This window comes from Actinomadura sp. 9N215 (assembly GCF_044326345.1).
Classification (GTDB): Bacteria; Actinomycetota; Actinomycetes; order Streptosporangiales; family Streptosporangiaceae; genus Spirillospora.
Window position 1 is genome coordinate 274,120 of record NZ_JBIRBA010000002.1, and the last position, 22,602, is coordinate 296,721.

At 73.2% G+C, this 22,602-nt stretch carries 23 protein-coding genes; 15 read left to right on the forward strand and 8 right to left on the reverse strand.

Features of this window, described 5'->3' with window-relative positions:
- Window positions 1–33: 33 nt before the first annotated feature.
- Window positions 34–636 carry a TetR/AcrR family transcriptional regulator gene (locus tag ACH34T_RS03975; protein WP_395990549.1) on the reverse strand — a complete coding sequence of 201 codons (603 nt, stop codon included), beginning with the start codon at window positions 634–636 and terminating at the stop codon, window positions 34–36.
- 140 nt (window positions 637–776) lie between these two features.
- Here ACH34T_RS03975 and ACH34T_RS03980 point away from each other — a divergent pair, with 140 nt between their 5' ends.
- Entirely contained in the window at window positions 777–1,145 is a 369-nt protein-coding gene (locus ACH34T_RS03980) for an STAS domain-containing protein (protein WP_395990550.1), read from the forward strand.
- 42 nt (window positions 1,146–1,187) lie between these two features.
- Here ACH34T_RS03980 and dmpG read toward each other — a convergent pair whose 3' ends face one another.
- From dmpG to ACH34T_RS03995, 3 genes are read right to left on the reverse strand one after another with little or no spacing between them, the layout of a single operon-like run.
- Window positions 1,188–2,216 (reverse strand): 4-hydroxy-2-oxovalerate aldolase, encoded by a 1,029-nt coding sequence (gene dmpG, locus ACH34T_RS03985; protein ID WP_395990551.1) that lies wholly within the window; start codon window positions 2,214–2,216, stop codon window positions 1,188–1,190.
- Window positions 2,213–3,109: an acetaldehyde dehydrogenase (acetylating) gene (locus ACH34T_RS03990; protein WP_395990552.1), complete on the reverse strand. Its 897-nt coding sequence runs from the start codon at window positions 3,107–3,109 to the stop codon at window positions 2,213–2,215. The genes dmpG and ACH34T_RS03990 overlap by 4 nt, the downstream gene beginning before the upstream one ends.
- Window positions 3,106–3,918 (reverse strand): 2-keto-4-pentenoate hydratase, encoded by an 813-nt coding sequence (locus ACH34T_RS03995; protein WP_395990553.1) that lies wholly within the window; start codon window positions 3,916–3,918, stop codon window positions 3,106–3,108. The genes ACH34T_RS03990 and ACH34T_RS03995 overlap by 4 nt, the downstream gene beginning before the upstream one ends.
- A 110-nt stretch (window positions 3,919–4,028) precedes the next feature.
- On the opposite strand from ACH34T_RS03995, the gene ACH34T_RS04000 reads away from it, so the two are divergent.
- The gene (locus ACH34T_RS04000) at window positions 4,029–4,784 is read left to right on the forward strand and encodes an IclR family transcriptional regulator (protein WP_395990554.1); all 756 of its coding nucleotides are present in this window, start codon (window positions 4,029–4,031) and stop codon (window positions 4,782–4,784) included.
- Here ACH34T_RS04000 and ACH34T_RS04005 read toward each other — a convergent pair.
- Together ACH34T_RS04005 and ACH34T_RS04010 are read right to left on the reverse strand one after the other, a co-directional pair.
- Entirely contained in the window at window positions 4,781–7,639 is a 2,859-nt protein-coding gene (locus tag ACH34T_RS04005) for an FAD-binding and (Fe-S)-binding domain-containing protein (RefSeq protein WP_395990555.1), read from the reverse strand. The two genes, ACH34T_RS04000 and ACH34T_RS04005, sit on opposite strands and share 4 nt — an antisense overlap.
- Window positions 7,640–7,654: 15 nt before the next feature.
- On the reverse strand, window positions 7,655–8,638 hold the full coding sequence (locus tag ACH34T_RS04010) for a 2-dehydropantoate 2-reductase (protein ID WP_395990556.1): 984 nt from the start codon (window positions 8,636–8,638) through the stop codon (window positions 7,655–7,657).
- A gap of 242 nt (window positions 8,639–8,880) precedes the next feature.
- On the opposite strand from ACH34T_RS04010, the gene ACH34T_RS04015 reads away from it, so the two are divergent.
- Together ACH34T_RS04015 and ACH34T_RS04020 are read left to right on the forward strand one after the other, a co-directional pair.
- Complete coding sequence (locus ACH34T_RS04015; protein WP_395990557.1) at window positions 8,881–9,786, forward strand: NAD(P)-dependent oxidoreductase; 906 nt, start codon at window positions 8,881–8,883, stop codon at window positions 9,784–9,786.
- Between the two features lie 46 nt (window positions 9,787–9,832).
- Entirely contained in the window at window positions 9,833–10,387 is a 555-nt protein-coding gene (locus ACH34T_RS04020) for a dihydrofolate reductase family protein (protein WP_395990558.1), read from the forward strand.
- On the opposite strand, the gene ACH34T_RS04025 is transcribed toward ACH34T_RS04020, so the two are convergent.
- Window positions 10,384–11,208: a glutamate racemase gene (locus ACH34T_RS04025; RefSeq protein ID WP_395990559.1), complete on the reverse strand. Its 825-nt coding sequence runs from the start codon at window positions 11,206–11,208 to the stop codon at window positions 10,384–10,386. The genes ACH34T_RS04020 and ACH34T_RS04025 overlap by 4 nt on opposite strands.
- A gap of 154 nt (window positions 11,209–11,362) precedes the next feature.
- Here ACH34T_RS04025 and ACH34T_RS04030 point away from each other — a divergent pair, with 154 nt between their 5' ends.
- From ACH34T_RS04030 to ACH34T_RS04075, 10 genes are all read left to right on the forward strand, one after another.
- Window positions 11,363–12,211 carry an alpha/beta fold hydrolase gene (locus ACH34T_RS04030; RefSeq protein ID WP_395990560.1) on the forward strand — a complete coding sequence of 283 codons (849 nt, stop codon included), beginning with the start codon at window positions 11,363–11,365 and terminating at the stop codon, window positions 12,209–12,211.
- A 222-nt stretch (window positions 12,212–12,433) separates the two neighbouring features.
- A complete protein-coding gene (locus ACH34T_RS04035; protein ID WP_395990561.1) occupies window positions 12,434–13,339 on the forward strand; it encodes an amidohydrolase family protein in 906 nt (301 codons plus the stop codon).
- Window positions 13,336–14,085: an RraA family protein gene (locus ACH34T_RS04040; RefSeq protein ID WP_395990562.1), complete on the forward strand. Its 750-nt coding sequence runs from the start codon at window positions 13,336–13,338 to the stop codon at window positions 14,083–14,085. Before ACH34T_RS04035 ends, ACH34T_RS04040 begins: the two co-directional genes overlap by 4 nt.
- The gene (locus ACH34T_RS04045) at window positions 14,085–15,140 is read left to right on the forward strand and encodes an alcohol dehydrogenase catalytic domain-containing protein (protein WP_395990563.1); all 1,056 of its coding nucleotides are present in this window, start codon (window positions 14,085–14,087) and stop codon (window positions 15,138–15,140) included. Before ACH34T_RS04040 ends, ACH34T_RS04045 begins: the two co-directional genes overlap by 1 nt.
- 19 nt (window positions 15,141–15,159) lie before the next feature.
- Window positions 15,160–16,284, forward strand: a complete 1,125-nt coding sequence (locus ACH34T_RS04050) for an ABC transporter substrate-binding protein (RefSeq protein WP_395990564.1) — start codon at window positions 15,160–15,162, stop codon at window positions 16,282–16,284.
- Between the two features lie 37 nt (window positions 16,285–16,321).
- Entirely contained in the window at window positions 16,322–17,125 is an 804-nt protein-coding gene (locus tag ACH34T_RS04055; protein WP_395990565.1) for an ABC transporter ATP-binding protein, read from the forward strand.
- The gene (locus tag ACH34T_RS04060; RefSeq protein WP_395990566.1) at window positions 17,122–17,952 is read left to right on the forward strand and encodes an ABC transporter permease; all 831 of its coding nucleotides are present in this window, start codon (window positions 17,122–17,124) and stop codon (window positions 17,950–17,952) included. Before ACH34T_RS04055 ends, ACH34T_RS04060 begins: the two co-directional genes overlap by 4 nt.
- Window positions 17,945–18,799, forward strand: a complete 855-nt coding sequence (locus tag ACH34T_RS04065) for an ABC transporter permease (protein ID WP_395990567.1) — start codon at window positions 17,945–17,947, stop codon at window positions 18,797–18,799. The genes ACH34T_RS04060 and ACH34T_RS04065 overlap by 8 nt, the downstream gene beginning before the upstream one ends.
- A complete protein-coding gene (locus tag ACH34T_RS04070) occupies window positions 18,796–19,920 on the forward strand; it encodes an amidohydrolase family protein (protein WP_395990568.1) in 1,125 nt (374 codons plus the stop codon). The genes ACH34T_RS04065 and ACH34T_RS04070 overlap by 4 nt, the downstream gene beginning before the upstream one ends.
- A 104-nt stretch (window positions 19,921–20,024) precedes the next feature.
- Window positions 20,025–20,414, forward strand: coding sequence for a hypothetical protein (locus ACH34T_RS04075; RefSeq protein WP_395990569.1), 390 nt, complete (start codon window positions 20,025–20,027; stop codon window positions 20,412–20,414).
- 7 nt (window positions 20,415–20,421) lie between these two features.
- On the opposite strand, the gene ACH34T_RS04080 is transcribed toward ACH34T_RS04075, so the two are convergent.
- A complete protein-coding gene (locus ACH34T_RS04080) occupies window positions 20,422–21,363 on the reverse strand; it encodes a helix-turn-helix transcriptional regulator (RefSeq protein WP_395990570.1) in 942 nt (313 codons plus the stop codon).
- Window positions 21,364–21,424: 61 nt separating this feature from the next.
- Here ACH34T_RS04080 and ACH34T_RS04085 point away from each other — a divergent pair, with 61 nt between their 5' ends.
- Complete coding sequence (locus ACH34T_RS04085) at window positions 21,425–22,579, forward strand: epoxide hydrolase family protein (RefSeq protein ID WP_395990571.1); 1,155 nt, start codon at window positions 21,425–21,427, stop codon at window positions 22,577–22,579.
- Window positions 22,580–22,602 lie beyond the last annotated feature (23 nt).

Here is a 22,602-nt window from a genome sequence, read left to right on the forward strand (position 1 = left end):
GGCTCGTTCCACCGGATAACCGATAAGAAACGATCATGGCTTGCCGACGAGCGCGGCGGTCGCGTCCAGGGCCGGGTCGGCGGGCAGGCCGGGGTCGAGGATCAGCTGCAACATCAGGCCGTCCAGCAGCGCGGTGACGAGCATGGCGGTTCCCTCGCGGCGCTCCGCGGCCCAGTCCGGGCAGACCTCCGCCAGCCGCGCGGCGACCCGCCCGCGGACGGCGCGCGCCCAGTCCCGCCGCTCCGCGCCCATCCGCGGATCGCGCAGCGCCCTGACCAGCAGCTCCGCCGCCAGCCGCAGCTTGCGCTCGCCGGCGATCATGTCCGGGACGACATCGCGCAGCGCCTGCACCGCGGCCGGGGTGTCCGGCGCGGCGAGCAGCGCGTCCACCACCGGCTCGATGATCATCTCGCCGGCCCGCTGCGCCACCGCGACGTGCAGCCCGGGCAGGCCGTTGAAGTAGTGGTGCAGGAGGCCCGGCTTGATCCGGGCGCGGTCCGCGACGGCCCGGGCCGTGATCGCGGGCCAGCCGCCCTCGGCGAGCAGATCGAGGCCGATCCGCACCAGCTGGTCGCGGCGGGCCCGCCCGCGAGGAGTCGCCGGGCGCCGCGCGCCGGCCTGGTCCTCGTGGGTCATGCCGCCCAAGCTATCCCAACGGTTGCAGGGTGCAAAGATCGTCGCCGGTGAGTTGGCCGGTTGCGCGGGCGGGGCCTCATTGCACTGTGCAAGGATGAGGCCCCCAAGATCTGGCGCGCGGTCCCGCTCGGAGGCATGAGGTGAGCGACGACGCGGCCGCCGGTCTGCCCATGTCGATCGACATCACGATCGAGCGCGGCTGCCTCGTCGTGCGGCTGGGCGGCCACCTCGTGATCGGCAACGTGCCCCGGCTGAACCGGTGGATCAACCGCATCGGACGGCTGGAGGGCCGCGTCCTGGTCGCCATGGACCTGCACGGCGTCGTCGGCTGCGACTCCACGGGCGTCGACGCGCTCGTCGACGGCGCCGGACGCATCCGCAAGTCGGGCGGCTTCCTCATCGCCGCCCACTATCCCGACGCCTGCGAGGCGTTCGCCGGACGGGCCGTCCTGGAGACCCGCGCCACCGTCCACGACGCCATCGACGAGCTGCACTCCTGGCTCACCTAGCCCCGGCCGGGGCCCGGCCCGCGGCCCGGGCCCGGCGGCCGGTCACGAGGCGCGGTCGCGTTCGGCGGCGAGCTGCAGCGCCACGTCGATGATCATGTCCTCCTGGCCGCCGACGTACCCGGCCTCGCCGACCTTCTGCAGGATCTCGTGCGCCGGGACGCCGTAGCGCTCCGCGGCCCGCTCGGCGTGCAGCAGGAAGCTGGAGTACACGCCCGCGTAGCCCTGCGTGATCGCGCCCCGGTCGGCGAACGGCAGCCGGTGCAGGAACGGCTTCACCACCTCGTCGGCGGCGGCCATCACGCCCTGCACGTCCACGCCCGTCGGGACGCCGAGCCGCTCGAACGTCGGGACGAGCACCTCGGTCGGCGAGTTGCCCGCGCCCGCGCCGAGCGCGCACAGCGCCCCGTCGATCTGCAGCGCGCCGTTCTGCTGCGCCAGGACGGAGTTCGCGACGCCCAGCGACAGGTTCTGGTGCCCGTGGAACCCGACCTGCGCCTCGTGCCCGATCTCCTTCACCAGCGCGCTGATCCGCTCCTGCGCGTCGCCGAGGACGAGCGCCCCCGCCGAGTCGACGACGTAGACGCACTGCGCGCCGCCGTCCACCATGATCCGCGCCTGCTTCGCCAGCTCGTCCGGGCCGACGCGGTGCGACAGCATCAGGAAGCCGACCGTCTCCATGCCGAGGTCGCGGGCGGCGGCGAAGTGCTGCAGCGACACGTCCGCCTCGGTGCAGTGCGTCGCGATCCGCGCGACGGACGCGCCCGCGTCGTGCGCGAGCCTCAGGTCCTCGACCGTGCCGAGGCCCGGCAGCAGCAGGACGGCGATCTTCGCGCGGGTCGCCTCGTCCACGGCGGCGGCGACGAGCTTGACGTCGTCCTCCAGCGAGAAGCCGTAGTTGAACGACGAGCCGCCGAGCCCGTCGCCGTGCGTGACCTCGATGACCTCGACCCCGGCGCCGTCCAGCGCGTGCACGACCCCGCGGACCTGCTCCTCGGTGAAGCGGTGCGCCATCGCGTGGCTGCCGTCCCGCAGCGTCGAGTCGGTGATCCTGATCTTCTGGGCGTCGGTCATGTGGTCGCCTTCCTGCGCGCGAGCTGCTCGCCGACGCGGGCGGCGGCCGCGGTCATGATGTCGAGGTTCCCGGCCCACTCCGGCAGATGGTCGCCGTTGCCGCGCACCTCCAGGAACACGGCGACGCGCGCCATCCCGTTCCAGATGTCGCGGGGCTCGTCGAACTGCGGCTCCGCGCGCAGTGAGTAACCGGCGACGTAGGTCTGCACCTCGGCGACCATCTTCTCGACCGACTCGGCGACGGCCGTCGTGTCGGCGTCGGCCGGGATCGCGCAGAACACCGTGTCCCGCATGATCATCGGCGGCGTGACCGGGTTCAGGATGATGATCGCCTTGCCGCGTCCGGCGCCGCCGACCCGCTCGATCGCGCGGGCCGTGGTCTGCGTGAACTCGTCGATGTTCGCGCGGGTGCCCGGCCCGGCGGACCGGGACGCGATCGACGCGACGATCTCCGCGTACGGCACCGGCACCACCGACGACACGGCGTGCACGATCGGGATCGTCGCCTGCCCGCCGCACGTGATCATGTTGAGGTTGGGGGCGTCCGACAGCGTGTCCAGGTTCACCGGCGGGCACACGAGCGGCCCGGTCGCGGCGGGCGTCAGGTCGATCGCGGTGACCCCGGCCTCCTCGTAGCGCGGCGCGTTCGCCAGGTGCGCCTTCGCGGACGTCGCCTCGAACACGATGTCGGGGAGCGTGGGCCGGCTCAGCAGCCAGTCCACGCCCTCCGCCGACGCCGGGACGCCCAGCTTGCGGGCGCGCTCCAGGCCGTCCGACTCCGGGACGACCCCGACCATCGAGTGGACGTCGATCAGCTCGCTGCGCATCAGCTTGACCAGCAGGTCGGTGCCGATGTTGCCGGGCCCGACGATCGCGGCGGTCAGCCTGGTCATGACGCTTCCCTCTTTCCGATTCCGGAACTTCCGAAGCGGGCGGTGACGGTGCCGATCCCGGCGAACTCCGCGGTGAGCGTCTCGCCGGGCGCGACCGGGACGGCCGCCGTGATCGAGCCGGGCAGCACCACGTGCCCCGCCTCAAGGGCCGCGCCGCGCTCGCCGAGGACGTTCGCCAGCCACACCAGCGCGTTGATCGGCGAGCCGAGCACCGCGCCGCCCGCGCCCGTGTCGATCAGGTCGCCGTCGCGGCGGAGCAGGCAGCCCATCAGCGAGAGGTCCAGGCCGTCCAGCCGGACGGGACGGGTCCCGAGCACCACCCCGCCGCTGGACGCGTTGTCCGCGATCGTGTCCGGCAGGGTGATCTTCCAGTCGGCGATGCGGGAGTCGATGACCTCCAGCGCGGGCAGCACGTACTCCACGGCGGCGACCGCATCCGCGGCCGTCGCGCCGGGCCCGGCCAGCGGACGCCCCAGCACGAACGCGATCTCCGGCTCGATCCGCGGCTGCAGGAACCGGCCGGTGTCGATCGGGGCGCTGTCCTGGAAGAACATCGTGTCGAGCAGGACGCCGAAGTCCGGCTGGTCCACGCCCATCTGGCGCTGCATCGCGGCCGACGTCAGCCCGACCTTGTGGCCCTTGATCCGGGCGCCCGCCGCCATCCACGCCTCGACTTGGGCGAGCTGGACCGCGTAGGCGTCGGCCACCGACATGTCCGGATGGCCCGCCGTCAGCGGGGCGATGGGGGTGCGGGTCGCGTACGCGTCGAGCAGCGCGGCCGCGGCCTTCTCCACGGAACCCGGGTCCATGGACCGTCCTTTCGTCGTCGGCGCGCGTCGGTTACCGGCGCACGGCGAGCCTCTCCCGCCTGGGCCGACGCGGGCAACGCGGCCGTCCCGCGTGGTGGGACACTTCTTCCATGGGGCCTTCGATGACGTCCGGCGACTCGTTCCTGCGCCGTGCCGTCGCCGTGCTGGCCGCGTTCCGCGCGGACGACGACGGACTCGGCGCCGCCGAGCTCGCCCGCCGCAGCGGCCTGCCGAAGTCGACGGCGCACCGGATCGCGCTCGACCTGGTGGAGGCGGGGCTGCTGGAGCGGCGGGGCACGCGGGTGCGGCTCGGCCTGAAGCTGTTCGAGATCGGGCAGCGGGTGCCGCGGCAGCGGGTGCTGCGCGACGCCGCCGTCCCGTACATGTCCGACCTGCGGGAGGCGACGCGGCAGACCGTCCATCTGGCGGTGCTGGAGGGCGGCGAGGTCGTCTACGTGGAGATCCTCGGGTCGTCGGGCGGGCCGCGGCTGCCGTCGCAGGTCGGCGGGCGGCTGCCCGCGCACGTGACGGGCGTCGGCAAGGCGATCCTGGCGTTCTCCCCGCCGGACGTGGTGAAAGGCGTCCTGGAGGCGGATCTCGTCAAGACCAGCGAGCGGAGCGTCACCGCGCCGGGGCTGCTCGCGAAGGAGCTGGAGCGGATCCGGCGGGAGGGCGTCGCCTACGACCGGGAGGAGTCGGGCAAGGGGATCGTGTGCGCGGCCAGCCCCGTCCTCGGCCCGGACGGCCTGGCGCTCGGCGCGCTGTCAGTGTCGGGCTGGTCGACGAAGATGCGGCTGGCGGTGGTCGCCCCGGCCGTCCACACCGCCGCGCTCACCCTGTCGCGCACGCTGGGCGGCGAGCCTTAACCTTCCTTGTCCGGTAGGTGGCGGGCGAGGAGCTGCGCGAGGTGCTCGCCTTCGCGGCCGGCGAGCTCGCGGAGCTGGGTGCGGCAGCTGAACCCGTCGGCCAGGACGACGTCTTTTTCCCCTGTTCTCCTTACGGCCGGGAGCAATTGCTGTTCGGCGACCGCGACCGACACGTCGTGGTGGCCCTTCTCGACGCCGAAGTTCCCGGCGAGCCCGCAGCAGTTCCCGAGCCGGTCGACGTCGGCGCCCGCCTCCTTGAGCAGGGCGGCGTCCTTCGTCCAGCCCATGACGGCGTGGTGGTGGCAGTGCGGCTGCGCGATCCCGGCGACGCCGGACAGGTCGGGCGGCGTCCAGCCGGGGGTCTCGGCGAGCAGCTCGGCGAGGGTGCGGGTCGCGGCGGCGACCTCGCGGGCGGCGGCCGCGTCCACCCCGCTCAGCAGCTCCTCGGCGTCGGAGCGCAGCACGCCCGTGCACGACGGCTCCATGCCGACGACCCTGGCGCCGCGCCGCACGTGGGGGAGCAGTGCCCGGACGGTGCGCCTGGCCTGAGCGCGCGCCCCGTCCAGCTGCCCGGTCGAGATCCAGGTGATCCCGCAGCACACGGGACGTTCGGTGACGGACACGCGGTATCCCGCGTGTTCCAGGACCTGCACGGTCGCCTTGCCGACCTCGGGGGAGAACGCGTCGGTGAAGCTGTCGACGAACAGGACGACGTCGCCGCTGCGCCCCCCGACGCCGTTGCGGGACGCGAACCAGCGCCGGAACGTCACCGGAGCGAACGCGGGCAGCGTGCGGCGGCGGTCGATGCCCGCGCCCCATGCGACCAGGGGTTTCAGCGCCCGCGACCGCATCGCCGCATTTATGATCTTGATCGCGGCGGGGGTCCTGGCGGCGAGGCGCGTCCAGCGGGGGAGCCGGCCGAGCGCGTAGTGGGAGCGCGGCCGGATCTTCCGCCGGTACCGCCGGTGCAGCGCCTCCGCCTTGTACGACGCCATGTCGATGCCGGTCGGGCAGTCGGACGCGCAGCCCTTGCAGGAGAGGCACAGGTCGAGCACGTCGTGCAGGGCCTCGGACCTCCAGCCGTCCGGGCCGAGTTTCCCGCTGACGACCTCCTGCAATACCCGGGCCCGTCCGCGCGTGGAGTCCTTTTCCTCTCTCGTCGCCAGATAGGACGGGCACATGACGCCGCCCGCCCCGGTGTTGTCGGCGCGGCATTTGCCCACTCCCGTGCAGCGATGCACGGCCCGGGAAAGGTCGCCGCGATCGTCCCGGAAGGCGAGGCCTGGGCCGCGTTTCAAAGGGACGACCTGCGGCGGGCGCAGATCGGCGTCCACCGCGGCCGGACGGACGATGATGCCGGGATTGAGCACGTCATCCGGGTCGAAGACGTCCTTGACGGCCGAGCACAAGGCCAATGCCTCGGCCGAATACATGTGCGGCAGCAATTCGCTCCGGGCGCGTCCATCGCCGTGCTCACCCGACATCGTGCCGCCGTGCCGTGCCGCCAGCGTCGCCGCCTCGTTCAGGAAATTGCGGAAGACGCGCGTGCCGTCCGCCCGCCCGAACGGGAAGTCGATGCGGACGTGGATGCAGCCGTCCCCGAAATGCCCGTACGGGACTCCGAAAAGGCCATGCCCGCTCAGCAGCGCCTCAAGTTCCCGCAGGTATTCGCCGAGCCGCTCGGGCGGAACCGCCGAATCCTCCCATCCGGCATGAGCCTGCTCGCCGCCGGGCGTCCGGGCCACGAGCCCGGAGCCGTCCTCCCGGATCCGCCACAGCGCGTCGCCGAGCGCCATGTCCTCGACGAACATCGAGTCGACGCAGCCGGATTCCTTGACCACCCGCTGGGCGGTGGCGCGCAGGGCCCCGATCTCCGTCCCGGCGAGCTCCACGAGCATCCACCCGGACCCGCGCGGCAGCGGCGGCACCGCGTCGGGCCCGCGCCGCTCCCGCACGACCCCGGTGATCCGCGAGTCGAGCCCCTCGCACGCCACCGGCCCGAACGGCAGGATCGCCGGGACGGCGTCGGCCGCCTCCGCCATCGACCCGTACCCGAGGACGGCCAGCAGCCGGCACGCGGGCTCCCGGACCATCCGGATCCGCGCCGCCAGCGTCAGCGCCAGCGTCCCCTCGCTCCCCACGAGGGCCCGCGCGACGTCGAACCCGTTCTCGGGCAGCAGATGCTCAAGCGAGTAGCCGGACACCTGCCGTCCGAACCGCCCGAACTCCGTCCGGACCACCGCCAGCCGCTCGCCCACCAGCCCCCGGAGCCGGTCGAGAACCGCGCTCTGCGCGCCCGCGCCGGGCACGTCCCCCAGCCGCAGCCGCTCCCCGGACCCGGCGACGACGTCGAGCCCGAGCACGTTGTCGCTGGTCCGCCCGTAGCCGAGCGCCCGCGACCCGCACGCGTTGTTGCCGATCATCCCGCCGAGCGTCGCCCGCGTCCGCGTCGACGGATCGGGCCCGAACCGCAGCCCGTGCACCGCCGCGACCGCATGCAGCCGCGCCTGGACGATCCCCGGCTCGACCAGCGCCGTCCCGGCCTCCGGGTCGATCTCCAGGACGCGGTTCAGGTGCCGGCTGACGTCCACGACCACGCCGGGTCCGACCGCGTTGCCCGCGATGGACGTCCCGCCGCCCCGCATCGTCAGCGGCACCCCCGCGTCCCGGCACACGCCGAGCACGGCCGGCAGCTCGCCCGCCTCCCGCGGCGTCACCACCACCCGCGGCGGGACGCGGTACAGCGAGGCGTCGGACGAGTACATCGACCGGGCGAGCGCGGAGTCGTCCACCCGGCCGACCCCGGCCCGCCGCAGCGCGGCCACCAGCTCGCTGTTCTCGGGACGTTCGGTCACGCCTCCAACGGTAGGTCACCCGGCGGGGTAGAGCCCGCGTACCTGCGCGTTCAGCCGGGCGAGGCCCAGCAGCGCGTCGATGGACGGCGTCGGGACGCCGACCGCGCGGCCCAGCTCGGTCACCGACGTCACCAGCGCGTCCAGCTCCACGGGACGGCCCGCCTCGGCGTCCTGGAGCATCGACGTCCGGACGGCGCCGAGCCCGCGGCTGATCGCGTGCCTGTCCTCGGGGTCGGTGTCGATCGGCAGGCCGATCCGCGCCCCGACGTCCGCCGCCTCCCGCATGCACGCGGTCGCGAACGCGCGCACGAGCGGATCGTCCAGGATCCGGTCCATGGTCGCGCCGGTCAGCACCGACAGCGGGTTCATGGTCATGTTGCCCCACAGCTTGAACCACACGGCGCGCTGGATCCGCTCCGCGACCTCCACGTCGAACCCGGCCCGCCGCAGCGGCCCGGCGATCGCCTCGACCCGCTCCGACCCGCCCCCGAGCGGCTCGCCCAGGATGATCCGCTCGCCCGCCGTGTGCCGGACGACGCCGGGCCCGGGACACGACGCCGCCAGATGCAGCACGCTCCCGACGACCTGCCCAGGGGGCAGCACGCTCGACACCGACCGTCCGGGGTCCGTCGACTCCAGCCGGACGTCCCGCCCGAGGCCATGGAAGAACCACCACGGGACGCCGTTCATGGCGGGGACGATCACGCTGCGCGGCCCGACGGCGCGTCCGATCGCGGCGGCGGCGCCGGGCAGCGCGGTCGCCTTGACCGCGATCACCACCACGTCCGGCGGGCCGCCCAGCTCGGCGGCGTCCTCGACCACGTCCAGGGGGATCCGCTCGGACCCTCCGGCCGCCTCCACCAGGACCAGCCCGCCCCGCTCCCGGACGGCCCTCGACGTCGCCCCGCGCGCCACCGCCACCACGTCGACGCCCGCGCGGCCGAGCCGCGCGGCGACCAGCCCGCCGATCGCGCCGAGCCCGAACACGCAGACCCTCACAGGGCGCCCTCCTCAGTCCGATCCAGCGCGGGGAGCCACCGACCACCACTGGTCAGGACGGTCGCCGCCGACCGGCCCCCGTTTCATGATCGCCAGGATCCAGCGGTCGGCCCGCCCCGTCAACGCCCTGTTCCAGGGCGTTCGGGACGCTCGTTTGACCTCAAGCCCGGTCGAGTTTCTAGCGTGGTCGGCGATCGACAAGCCGCGGCGGCCCGGCCGCCGCCTTAGGGGGGAGGACGACGATGGCCACGACTTCCGAGAACGACGACATCCGACCGGCCGTGACCGTGATCGGTCTGGGAGAGATGGGCTCCGCGCTGGCGGGCGCCTTCCTGGACGGCGGGCACCCCACCACGGTCTGGAACCGGACGCCGGAGAAGGCCGACGCCCTGGTGGCCAAGGGAGCGGTGCGCGCCGCGACCGTCCGCGAGGCCGTCGCAGCCAGCCCGCTGGTGGTCGTCAACGTGAAGGGCAACACCGCCGCCCGCGAGATCCTGGAGCCCGCGGGCGACGCTCTCGCAGAACGCGCCGTGGTCAATCTCACCGACGGGACGTCCGCGGAGGTCGGCGCGCTCGCCGGCTGGGCCGCCCGACAGGGCGCGCAGTACCTGCACGGGCAGATCATGACGATCGCCCCAGGCATCGGCCACCCGGACGCCGTCGTGTTCTACGGCGGCGCGAAGGCCGTCTACGACCGCTTCCATCCGGCTCTGCGGCTCCTGGGCGGCCGGGGAAGCCTGATCGCCGACGACCCGCGCGCGCCCGTGCTGTACGGGATGGCCGTGCACGGCACCATGTGGGGCACGCTGAACGGCTTCCTGCACGCGGCCGCACTGCTGTCGAGCGAGGGCATCCAGGTGAGCCGCTTCTTGGAGGACGCCACCGCGCCGGTCTCCGCCCTGCTGTCCTTCCTCCCGTCGATCGCCGAAGCGGTCGACCGGGACGAGCACGCCGTGGAGTACGGGGCGCTCAAGCACCACCTCCCCTCGGTGCAGGATCTCCTCCAGGAGAGCCGTGCGCGGGGCATCGACGACGAACTCCCCGGCTACACCCTGTCCCTGGTGGCCGAGGCCATCGACCAGGGCCACGCGGGCGACAACTACTCACGCCTGGTCGAACACTTCACCACCCCGCGGAAGAGGCCCTAGGACACGACAATGGCAGGCTGCGGCTCTACGGCTTAGGAGGAGATCCATGGGCAAGGTCATCTACGGGATGCACACCTCGATCGACGGCTACATCGAGGACCTCGACGGCGGCATCGGCTTCCTCGACCCGGCCGAGGACGTTCACCAGGCGGCGAACGACCAGGCCCGCCGGGCGGCGGCGTTCCTGTTCGGGCGGCGGCTGTACGAGATGATGGAAGAGCCCTGGACGCGGCAGCTCGGCAAGGAGGGCGCCCCGGCCGTCGAGCGGGAGTTCGCCCGGCTCTACAAGGAGACGCCGCGCTACGTCTTCTCCGACACCCTCCAGACCGTCCCTGAGGGGGTCACGCTCGTCCGCCGCGAGGACGCCGTGTCCGTGGTGACGCGCCTCAAGCGGGAAATCGACGGCACCCTGGAGATCGGCGGTCCCGAGCTGGCCGCGTCCCTGCTGGACCTGATCGACGAGTTCTGGGTGTACGCGTTCCCCGTGATCGTCGGCGGCGGCAAGCCGTTCCTGCCCGTGGGGAAGGAGCTGCCGCTGCGCCTGGTCGAGCACCGTTCCTTCGCCTCGGGGACCATGTTCCTGCGGTACGTGCGGGCCTAGGCCCGTTCCTCCACGGGCGGCGCCTGGCTCGCCTCGGGCAGGAGGGCCTCGCGGGACACCCGTCCCGCGGCGGCGAGGGCGTGGCCGACGGGGTAGGCATGGGCGCTCGCCGGGAGGTCTCCGCCGCGTCCGCTGAGCATGACGTCGACGGCGCCCACGGTGCCGTCCGGGACGGTGGGCCGGTGCAAGCGCCGCAGCGTCTGGCGGGCGACCGCCTCCGCGCTGTCGTACAGGACGGTGCCCGCGGGCAGGCGCCGCAGGATCTCCGGCGCCACCAGCGGGTAGTGCGTGCAGCCGAGGACGACGGCGTCGCAGTGGTGCGGGGTCCGCTCGGCCGCGTCGCCGATCGCCGCGGACGCGGCGGCCACGTCTCCGTGGTCGATCGCCTCGGCCAGGCCGGGGCAGGCGACCCGCTCGACCGGCTTGCCGTTCGCGAAGTCGGCGATGAGGCGGGTCTGGTAGCTGCTCGCCGTCGTCCGGACGGTCGCCCACACCGCGATGCTCCGGCCCGCCGCCGCGGCCGGTTTCACCGCGGGAACGGTCCCGACCACCGGAACGCCGGGCTCGAACTCCGCGCGCAGGACGTCGATCGCGGTGACCGTGGCGGTGTTGCAGGGCACCACGATCGCCTCCGCGTCCCGCTCGACCGCGGCGCGGGCGGCGCTGAGCAGCCGGTCGGTGATGAAGGACGTGGTTCGCGGGCCCCAGGGCGCGCCCTCGGGGTCCATGAGGAGGAGCAGATCGAGCTGCGGGGCGAGGTGCCGCAGCCAACCGGCGGTGGAGAGGAGCCCGAGCCCCGAGTCGATCAATGCCACCTTCACGCCGGTCAAGCTATCAAGCCCCGGCGGCGGCACCGCCGCCGCGGCGTCGAAGACCGCATTCAGCCGGCCCGGGGGCGCCGGTCCGTCGGCGTGTTCTGGTCGCGGTCGTGAGATCGTCAGGGCGGCATCCCCCCGAATGTCACGAGGAGTGACCATGCCCCCACGCCCTACGCCGCTGTTGCTGGTGCACGGATTCTGGTTCGGTTCCTGGTGCTGGAGCGAGGTCATCGCGCGGGTGGCCGCCGCGGGCCGCGTGGCGCAGCCGGTCGATCTGGCGGGCCACGGGCTGCGCGCCCGCCGGCCCGCGTGTCTCAGCAAGCGTCCGTTCGACCCCGGCGAGGTGGCCACCGAAGTCTCGCCGGTGGCGGACGTGGGCCTCGACCAGGCGGGGGACCTGCTGGTGTCCCAGATCCGGCGGCTCGCCCAGGACGGGCCGGTCACGGCGGTGGCGCACAGCATGGGCGGGGCGGTGCTGACGCGCGCGGTGCAGGAGGTGCCGGAGCTGGTGGCGCACGCGGTCTACCTGGCCGCGTTCATGCCGGCCTCTGACGTCCCGTCCGCCGAGTACGCCCAGTCGCCCGAGAACGCGGACAGCCGCGTCGCGGAGGCCATGCGCGCCGATCCGGCCGTGATCGGCGCGCTGCGGCTCGATCTCGCCTCCGCCGACGCCGGCTACCGCCGCCTGCTGCGGGCCGCGTTCTTCGACGACATCGCCCCGGACGCGGCAGAGGCGGCCATCGGGCTGCTGACGCCCGACAGCCCGCTCGCGATGCAGACCGACGCCACCCGGCTGACCCGAGACGGCTGGGGCTCGGTGCCCCGCACGTTCGTCGTCTGCGAGCAGGACTGGGCGCTCCGGCCGGCGGTCCAGCGGAGGCTCATCGCCGAGGCCGACGCCGCGTTCCCCGGGAATCCGACGTCGGTCGTGACGCTCGACTCCTCGCATTCGCCGTTCCTGTCGATGCCCGACCAGGTCGCCGGAATCCTCGCGAAGCTGGACTGACGCGGCGCGTACGCGGGACGGGGAACAGGGCTCGGCCGTGGCGCGGCCGGGCCCTTCGTTCGTCTCCGGCGGCCGATTCACCCCTTGACCAGCCATGCCCGGTCGTGCAGACTCGCTTCAACCAGCGCACAATTGTGCGACGGGCGAACTATATTCGATAGTCCACCCCTTCTTTTCTACCTTCCCGATTTCCCTGACACCTGTCCACGCGAATCGAGTTCCATGGCATCCCAAGGCGCGACGCGGGGCGGCCGGAGGGTCGCCGCCCCACCCCACCCGGACCCGAAGGTCCCCGACCTGCGGCTGCCGCCGCGAAGCTGCGACGCGCACTGCCACATCTTCGGCCCGGGCGACGTCTTTCCCTATCCCGAGGACCGCGCGTACGACCCGCCCGACGTCTCCAAGGACGACCTGCGCCGCCGGCACGACCTGCTCGGCCTGGACCGCGCCATCATCGTCCAGTCCGCCGCGCACGGCCACGACCACTCGGCGCTGCTCGACGCGCTGCGCACCTACCCCGACCGGTACCGGGGCGTGGCGCTGCTGACCCCGCGCAGCACGCCCGCCGAGGTCGCCGCGCTGCACGCGGCGGGAGTGCGCGGCGTGCGCGTGCAGTTCATGCCGCATCTCGGGCCCGGGCCGACGCCCGACGAGCTGCGCGCGGTGGTGGACCTCGTCCGGCCGTACGCCTGGCACGTGGCGTTCCACATCGGCGGCGACGCGGTCGTCGACATGTTCGACACGATCCGCCTCACCGGGCTGCCCGCGGTCGTCGACCACATGGCGCGGGTCGACCTCGCCACCGGGCTCGACGGCCCGCAGGTGCGGGCGCTGCGGCGGCTGCTCGACACCGGCGACGTGTGGGTCAAGCTCAGCGCCCCCGAGCGGCTGTCGGCCGAGGGGCCCCCGTACGCGGACGCGGTCGAGCTCGCGCGGGTGCTCGCGGCGCAGGCGCCCGAACGCTGCCTGTGGGGCACCGATTTCCCGCACCCGAACGTGCGCGAGATGCCCGACGACGGCGTTCTCGTCGACCTGATCGAACGGATCGTCCCGGACGAGCGCGACCGGCACCGCATCCTCGTCGCCAACCCCGCCGGGCTGGCCGACTTCCCGCCGGAGCCGCGATGACCCCGGACCCGCCCACGCGACTGCATCCGCGCGGCACGGTCTTCACCCGCGCGCCACGGCCGCCGGACGAGGTGCTGCGCGCCTACGACGGGCTGGCGGTGGCGTCCGTCCACGAGGCGATGGGGCAGCGGAACCTGCTGCGGGGCGTCCGTCCGCTGGCGCCCGGGACCCGCGCGGTCGGACGGGCGGTCACGGCGCTCGACCTGTCCGGGAGCAACCTGACGCTGCACGCGATGCTGGAGGTCGCCGGGCCCGGGGACGTCCTGGTGTGGACGTCCCAGCACGGCCCCGCCGACTCGGCGGTGTGGGGCGCCAACGTCAGCGAGTCGGCCGCCGCGCGCGGGCTCGCGGGCGCGGTGATCGAGGGCCATGCCCGCGACATCGCCGACGTCGAGCGGGTCGGGTTCCCGCTGTGGGCGCTGGGCGTGACCCCGGCCGCCACCGGCAAGACGCGCGCCGGGTGGGGCAACGTCCCCGTCGTGTGCTGCGGCGCGTACGTGCGGCCCGGCGACCTCATCGTCGCGGACGGCGACGGCGTCGCGGTCGTCCCGCTGGAGGACGCCGCCCGCGTCGCCGACGCCGCGGCCGCCAGGGACCTGCGCGAGACCACGACGCTCACCCCGCGCGTGCGCGAGGGCGAGTCCCTGTTCGCGGTGCGCGACTGGGCCGCGAACTTCCCCGCCGACGGCGGACGCTTCGTCGACGCCGCATGGGACGAGTCCATGACCGAGAGAACGGAGAGTTGATGAAGGCCGTCGTCGCCCAGGAGACCGGTCCGCCCAGCGTGATGAAGTGGACGGACGCGGAGCCGCCGAAGCCCGCGCCCGACGAGTGCGTGGTGCGGGTCGAGGCGTGCGGGGCGTGCATGCACGAGGTGCTCGTCCGGCGGGGCGACCGGGCGCAGGGCACCGGGTTCCCGATCATCCCCGGGCACGAGGTCGTCGGCGAGGTCGTCGAGACCGGCGCCGGCGTCGTCGACTTCGCGGTCGGCGACCGGGTCGTCTCCAACCAGCGGCAGCGGGTCTGCGGCAAGTGCCGGGAGTGCCGGACGGGCCGCGAGACGCGCTGCCCGCGCAAGGTGTTCCTCGGCGACATCGGGCTGAACGGCGGCTACGCCGAGCTCGTCGCGGTGTCGGACGGCAGCCTGGTGAAGGTGCCGGCGGGCATCACGTCCCCGGACGTCGCCGTCGCGTCCTGCGCCATCGGCACGGTGCTCAACGCGCTGCGCGACGTCGCGCGCCTGGAGATCGGCGAGACGGTCCTGGTCACCGGGGCGGGCGGCGGCATCGGGCTGCACGCCATCCAGCTCGCGAAGGCGTCCGGGGCGCGGGTCGTCGCGCAGACCACGTCGCCGAACAAGGTCGAGGCCGTCCGGGAGGCGGGCGCGGACGAGATCCTCCTCGTCGAGCGCGGCGCCGACTACAGCAAGGACGTCATGGACGTCACCGATGGCCGCGGCTGCGACATCGTCCTGGAGAACGTCGGCGCGGCGTCGTTCCTGTCCAGCATCAAGACCGTCGCGCTGCACGGACGGCTCGTGCTGGTCGGCGAGGTGCAGAAGACACCGCCCACGGTGGAGGCGGACCTGGTCGGCTGGCGCGGCCGCGACCTCTCCATCAGGTCGGCGGCCAGCACCACCCGGCGGCAGCTCGAGGACGTGCTGACGCTCATGGAACGGGGCGTGGTGACCCCGGTGGTGACCGACACGCTGCCGATGTCGGAGGCGCCGCGAGCACACGAGATTTTGGAGAGCGGCTCGGCGACCGGACGGATTCTCCTCGTCCCCGACACCGCCGGCTGAATTGTGGGAGGAAACGAAGATGGGACTTCGTAGACCGGGCTCGCTGGCGTTCCGCATCGTGGTGTCGTCCCTCGCCGTCGCGCTGGCGGCGGCCGGATGCGGCGACGACGGCGGCAATTCCAAGGAGAGCGGCGAGAACCTGCGCACCGTCAAGGTCGCCCTGGCCATCAAGGCGATGAACTCCAGTTTCGCCGCCATTCCGGTGGCCCGCTATCTCGGCTACTTCAAGGAGGAGGGCCTCAAGGTCGAGACGACGTTCACCCCCGGCTCGACGCAGGCGATCCAGGCGGTCGCCGCCGGGCAGATGGAGATGGCCGCACCGGTGCCGCAGTCGCTCATCCCCGACGCCGTGAAGAACAATTCCGACCAGCGGATGTTCTTCAACTGGGCGCGGTCGCAGGTGGCCAGCTTCGCCGTCGAGGACGGCAGCCCCATCAAGGGCTGGGCCGACTTCAAGGGCAAGAAGATCGGCGCGCAGAGCCTCGGCAGCGGGACGATCCCGCTGGCCAAGGCGCTGCTGCGGGAGCAGGGCCTGAACCCGGACACCGACGTCCAGTTCGTGTCGGTGGGGCTTGAGGCCGGCGCGTACCACGCGCTGAAGGCCAAGCGGGTCGACGCGCTGATGCTCTTCGACTCGCAGTACGCGGCGATGGAGAACCTCGGCGCCAAGCTCCGCTATTTCAAGTCGGCGCTCGGCCAGCAGCTCTTCTCGACCGGGTTCTCCGCGAAGCAGTCGTACATGAAGGCCAACCCGAAGGTGATCGAGGGGTTCGGGCGGGCGATGGCGAAGGCGAACGTCTTCGCCACCGCCAATCCCGAGGCCGCCATCAAGATGATGTACGAGATCTATCCGAAGACGAACATCCCCGGCGTCGCGGAGGACAAGAAGATGGAGGACAACAAGCGCATTCTCGCGCTGCGCACCACGCACATCACGAGCGGCGACCCGGCCGGCCAGAAGAACTGGGGCTCGTTCCCCGAGTCGGGCGTGAAGGCGTGGAGCGACTTCTCCGTCTCCACCAAGCTGACGCCCACCGCGTTCAAGGCCGAGCAGTTCGTGACCAACGAGTACGTGACGGCGTTCAACCAGTTCGACGCCCAGCAGATCATGAACGCCGCCAAGAACTACAAATTCGAGGGCTGACATGGCGACAGATGCCGACACGGCGAGGGAGGCCGGCATGGCGGCGACGGAGCACGCGGTCGAACTGGCCGGCCTGCGCCACGTGTTCGCCGGCCGGGGTCGCGGCCGGCGGGCCGTGCGGGACGTCGAGGCCGTCAAGGACGTCGACCTCACCGTCGAGCCGGGCGAGTTCGTGAGCATCGTCGGGCCCAGCGGCTGCGGCAAGAGCACCATCCTGAAGATGATCGCGGGGCTGCTGCGCCCCACCGAGGGCGCCGTGCGGGTGTGGGGGGAGCCGGTCGCCGGGCCGCGCCGCGACATCGGCATCGCGCTGCAGGACGCCACGCTGCTGCCCTGGCGGGACGTCATGTCCAACTGCCTGTTCCCCGTCGAGCTGCACGGCAAGGTCGACGCCGCCGCCCGCGAGCGCGTGTCCGGACTGCTGGAGCGGGCGGGCCTCGCGGGGTTCGAGTCGCGGCGTCCCAAGGAGCTGTCCGGCGGGATGCGGCAGCGCGTCGCGATCTGCCGGGCGCTCGCCGACGATCCCCGGCTGCTCCTGCTCGACGAGCCGTTCGGCTCCCTCGACGCGCTGACCAGGGAGCAGATGAACATCGACCTCAACCGCATCTGGCGGGAGACGGAGAAGACCGCCCTGCTCATCACCCACGGGATCGACGAGGCGGTGCTGCTGTCCACCCGCGTGGTGATCCTGTCGGAGCGTCCGGGCACCGTCGTCGAGGTCGTCACCCCGCCGTTCCCCAGGGAGCGGACCAAGGACCTGATGGCCACGCCCGAGTTCGCCGAGGTGTGCGGGCAGGTCCGCGACCGGCTGTTCGCGTCCGAGGTGGGGGTCGGCGGATGACCGCCCAGCGGGCGGCGGGCGGCGGTGCCCGCGGCGCCGCGCCGTCCGGGACGGCGCCGTCCGGGACCGTGTCCGCGGCGGCGCGGTGGGGCGCGCTCGCGGTGGTCACCGCCGTCCTCCTCGCCGCCTGGCAGATCCTGCCGTCCGGCGTGCAGGGCGACGGCAGCTCCGTGCCGAAGCTGGACGACGTCCTCAAGGCGCTCGGCCCGTCCGGTGAATGGGGCGAGTACCTGAAGGCGCTGCGCACGACGCTCGGCGAGGCGTTCTTCGGGCTGCTGATCGGGTTCGCGGCCGGCGTGGTCCTCGGCGTCCTGCTCGGCGAGTCGCGGCTCCTGCGGCAGGGCTTCTACCCGTACGCGCTCGCCCTCCAGGCGCTGCCGCCGATCGCGCTGGCCCCGATCTTCGTGATCTGGTTCGGGCTCGGCATGACGTCCAAGATCGGCCTGGTGGCCGCGGCCACGCTGTTCCCGATCCTGGTGAGCACGATGGCGGGCGTCGCGGAGACCGACCGGAACCGGATCGAGATGGCCACCGCGTTCGGCGCGTCCAAGGCCCAGATCCGACTCAAGATCATCTTTCCGGGTCTGGTGGTGCCGATCTTCTCCGGGCTGGAGATCTCGGTCGTGCTGTCGTTCCTCGCCGCCATCGCCGGCGAGCTGATCAGCGCCAACGCCGGCGTCGGCGTGATCCTCCAGGTCTACCAGCGCGACTTCCTGCTCGCCGAGGAGTTCGCCGTCCTGATGATCCTGGTCGTGGTCGGGCTGGCGCTCGCCCTGCTGGTGCGCCTCGCCCGGCACTTCGTACTGGAGCGCATGCCCAATGAATAAGGTGACCGAGGCGCCGGACGAGCGCGTCCAGCGGGCCGATCCCCCCGCGCCCCGGCGCGCGTACCGCGCCGGGCTCCCGGCCAAGGCCGCGTTCCTGCTGCTGCCGCCGCTGGCGGTCGGGCTGGCCGGAGTCCTGCTGATCCAGCTCGTGATCTCCCGGTTCGAGATCAGCGGGGTCGTGATCCCCGCGCCGACCGACGTGTTCGAGGTGATGCGCTCGGACATCTTCCTGGAGCAGGTCGGGCAGAGCACCTGGGAGACGTGGAAGGCCACGCTGATCGGGTTCGTGCTCGGCGCCGGGTCGGGGGTGCTGCTCGGCATGCTGATGGCCGAGTCGCGGATCGTCCGGTTCGTGCTGTACCCGTACGTCGTCGCGTTCCAGTCGCTGCCGAAGATCGCGCTCGCCCCGGTGTGCGCGCTGTGGCTGGGCTTCGGGCTGACGATGAAGTTCAGCTTCGCCGGGATGCTGGCGTTCTTCCCCGCCGTGATCGCGACGCTGGCCGCGCTGTCCACGGTGGCGGAGACGCGGCTGGAGATGGCGACGGCGTTCAGCGCGAGCCGCCGGCAGCGGTTCTTCCGGATCTCGCTGCCGTCGGCGGTGCCGGGCATCGTGTCCGGGCTGGAGATCAGCATGGCGTTCGCGCTGATCGGCGCGATCGTCGGCGAGTTCGTCGCGCCCTCGTCCGGCGGGCTCGGGCAGCTCCTGCTCACCTACAGCGAGGCGATCAACGTGGCCGCGGAGTTCTCCGTGCTGGCCGTGCTGATGCTGCTCGGCGTCCTGCAGAACAAGATCCTCTTCAGCGTGATCCGGCTGGGCACGGAGAGATTCTTCGAGTCGTCCAGGTGACGGCGTACGACCTGCTGATCAAGGGCGGCCTTGTGCTCTCCCCGGGCGACGGCCTGGACGCCCGCCGCGACGTCGCCGTCCGGGACGGCACGGTGGCCGCCGTGGAGCCGGACCTCGATCCGGCCGGAGCGGCGAGCGTGCTCGACGCGACGGGCGCGCTCGTCTGCCCCGGCCTGGTCGACGCGCATGCGCACGTCTACTGGGGCGCGACGTCCATCGGCGCCTGGCCGGACGACGTGTGCGCCGGCGGCGGCGTCACGACCGTCGCGGACGGCGGCAGCAGCGGAACCGACACGTTCGCGGGCTTCCACCGCTGGATCGTCGGCGGCTCGCGCACCCGCGTCCTGTGCCACCTCAACCTCGCGCGCATCGGCCTGACCGGCCTCCTCCCCGAGCTCCGCCCGGACCTGGTCGACCCGGACGGTGTCGCCGACCTGATCGGCGCACATCCCGGCACCGTCGCCGGGATCAAACTCCGCCTCTCCCAGGACGTCACCGGCGGGCCGTGCCGTCCGATGCTGGAGCTGGGCGCGCGGGTGTCCGCCGAGACCGGCAAACCGCTGCACCTCCACATCGGCGGCACCGCCGAGCCCCTGCCCGAGCTCCTCCCGCTCCTGTCGCCCGGCGACACGGTCACGCACTACCAGACCCCGCGCCCCCACGGCCTCCTGGACGAGAACGGAATCCTCCTGCCCGCCGTGAGAGAGGCACGGGAACGCGGCGTCCTGTTCGACTGCGGGCACGGAATGAGCCATTTCAGCTTCGCCGTCGCCGAGGCGCTCCTCGCCCAGGATTTCCCGCCCGACACGATCAGCAGCGACCTCAGCCGCCGCTCCTTTCCCGACCTCGCGCCTGGCCTTCTCACCGTCATGAACAAATGGCTCGCCCTCGGAATGCCGCTCACGGACGTGCTGAAAGCGGCCACCGCCACCCCCGCCGCCGCCCTCGGCCACCCCGGCCTGGGCCGGCTGCGCCCCGGCGCCGAGGCCGACCTGGCGGTGCTGGCCTGGGAGGACGGCGATTTCACCTACGGCGACGCGGTGGGCGCGACCCGGACCGCCCACCGTCGGCTGGCGCCGCTCGCCACCATCCGCGCGGGCGACGTCCGCCGGATCACCTGACGCACCGGGGTGGTGCGGGACAGCGGCGGCGCGGGCGATAGCGTCCCGTCGACCGGTCCCGATCACCGGTCCTGTAGCCCGTTCCGTTGCCCCGGAGGCCACTCGTGCTCGCCGTCACCGCCGCCGACGTGCGGATCTTCCTTCACGTGCTCGCCGCGACGATCTGGGTCGGCGGGCAGATCACGCTCGGCGCGCTCGTCCCGGCGCTGCGCGGCTACGAGGGCGTCACCAAGGTCGCCGCCCGCCGCTTCGCCGTGATCGCCTGGCCTGCGTTCGGCGTCCTCGTCCTGACCGGCGTCTGGAACCTCGCGGAGAACGACCTCGGCGACGCCGCGCAGCGGACCCTCCAGGCGAAGCTGGTGTTCGTGCTGCTGTCCGGGGTGGCCGCGTTCCTGCACGCCCGGGCCGCGTCCAAGGCGGGCCTCGCGGTCTGGGGCGCGCTCGGCGCGGTGGGGGCGCTCGCCGCGCTGTTCTTCGGCGTCCAGCTCGGCTGACCCGGGGTCAGGCGACGCCGTCCGCGCACCGGCGGGCGATCTCGCTCAGGGCGTCCAGGAGCTCGGGCGGGCCTTCGACGTCGAAGGCGGTGTCGAGCATCAGGATGTTCAGGGCGAGCCGGCGCGGGGTGTCGCCGCTCGCGTGGACGACGCACGTCGCGTCGTCCACCGGCTCGACGGCGACGGACGCGGGCACCCGTCCCACGATCTCCGCCGCGGGCGCGTGGACGGTGACGCGCGCCCGGTGCCGCGTGAGCGCCGCGTCCACCCCGCGGGGCACGAGCTCGGCCGGCGGCGACGGACGCGGCGTGAAACGCGGGCCCTCGGGCACGCGGGGCTCCAGCCGGTCGACGCGGAAGGTGCGCCAGCCGTCGCGGGGCACGTCCCAGCCGATCAGGTACCAGCGGCGCCCGGTGTGGACGAGCCGGTACGGCTCGACGTCGCGGACGGTCTCATCGCCGTCGTGACGGCGGTACCCGAACCGGAGCCGGCGCCTGTCGCGGCACGCAGCGGCGATGGTCGCGAGCGTGTCGGCCGCGACGGTCGGGCCGTCCCCGGAGAGCGGGGTCGTATACCCGTGCAGCGCGCTGACGCGGCCCCGGAGCCGCGACGGCAGGACCTGCTCCAGCTTCACCAGCGCGCGCAGGCAGGTCTCCTCGATCCCGGTCACCGAGCCGCCGGCGGCGGTCCTGAGGCTGACGGCGACCGCGACGGCCTCCTCGTCGTCGAGCAGCAGCGGCGGCAGCGCGGCGCCCGCCCCGAGCCGGTAGCCGCCCGCCGCTCCGGGGACGGCGTGCACCGGATAGCCGAGGTCGCGCAGCTTGCCGATGTCGTAGCGGACCGTCCGGGGGCTGACGCGCAGGCGCTCGGCCAGCTCGGGGCCCGTCCAGTCCGGGCGGCTCTGCAGCAGCGACAGCAGGCGGAGCAGGCGGGCCGACGTTTCCAGCATGTCCGCATTCTCCTCCCGATCGCGGCAAGAACCTTGCCGCATGGGCCGAGATGCTCCTTCCATGAGCGACGACATCCGCCCCTTCCGCATCGAGATCCCGCAGGCCGACCTGGACGACCTCCGTGAGCGGCTCGCCCGGACCCGGCTGCCCGGCCAGGTCCCCGGCACCGGCGCCGAGCGCGGCGTCCCCGAGGACCGGGTGCGCGACCTGGTCGGCCACTGGGCCGGCGACTACGACTGGCGCGTCCACGAGGCGCGGCTCAACGCGCACCCGCAGTTCGTCACGGAGATCGACGGCCAGCGGATCCACTTCCTGCACGTCCGCTCGCCCGAGCCGGACGCGACCCCGCTGGTCCTCACGCACGGCTGGCCCGGGTCGGTCGTGGAGTTCCTGGACGTGATCGGCCCGCTGAGCGACCCGCGCGCCCACGGCGGCGACCCCGCCGACGCGTTCCACCTCGTCATCCCGTCGCTGCCCGGGTACGGGTTCTCCGCCCCGCTCTCCGGCCCCGGCTGGAACCTGCGGCGCATCGCCGGGGCCTGGGCCGAGCTGATGGCCAGGCTCGGCTACGACCGGTACGGCGCGCAGGGCGGCGACTGGGGCTCGGGCGTGTCCCGCGAGCTCGGCAGGATCGCGCCGGACCGGGTGATCGGCGTGCACGTCAACTTCCTGCTCACGTTCGGCTCGCCCGAGGGCCTGGACGACGCCGCCCGCGAGCGCCTCGCCATGATGGAGCGGTTCACGACCGAGATGGGCGGATACATGGCCGTCCAGTCGACCCGTCCGCAGACCCTCGCGTACGGGCTGGCCGACTCCCCGGCGGGGCAGCTCGCCTGGATCGCCGAGAAGTTCAGCGAGTGGAGCGAAAACGGCTTCTTTGAGCGGAGCGACCATGACGGCGCCCGCGACACGCTCCTCACCAATGTCACGCTCTACTGGCTGACCAACACGGCGGGCTCGTCGGCGCAGCTCTACTACGAGTTCGCGCGGTCGTGGGGGGAGGACGAGCCGTCGCCCGTCCCGACGGGCGTCGCCGTGTTCCCGTTCGAGGCCGCGCTGCCGGTCCGGGCGCTGGCCGAGCACGCCGACAAGATCGTCCGCTGGACGGAGTTCGAGCGCGGCGGGCACTTCGCCGCCCTGGAGCAGCCCGGCCTCCTCGTCGGCGACGTCCGCGCCTTCTTCCGCGACCTGGCCGGACCGCGGGTCCCCGGCTGAGCCCCGGCCGGATGCCATGCTTG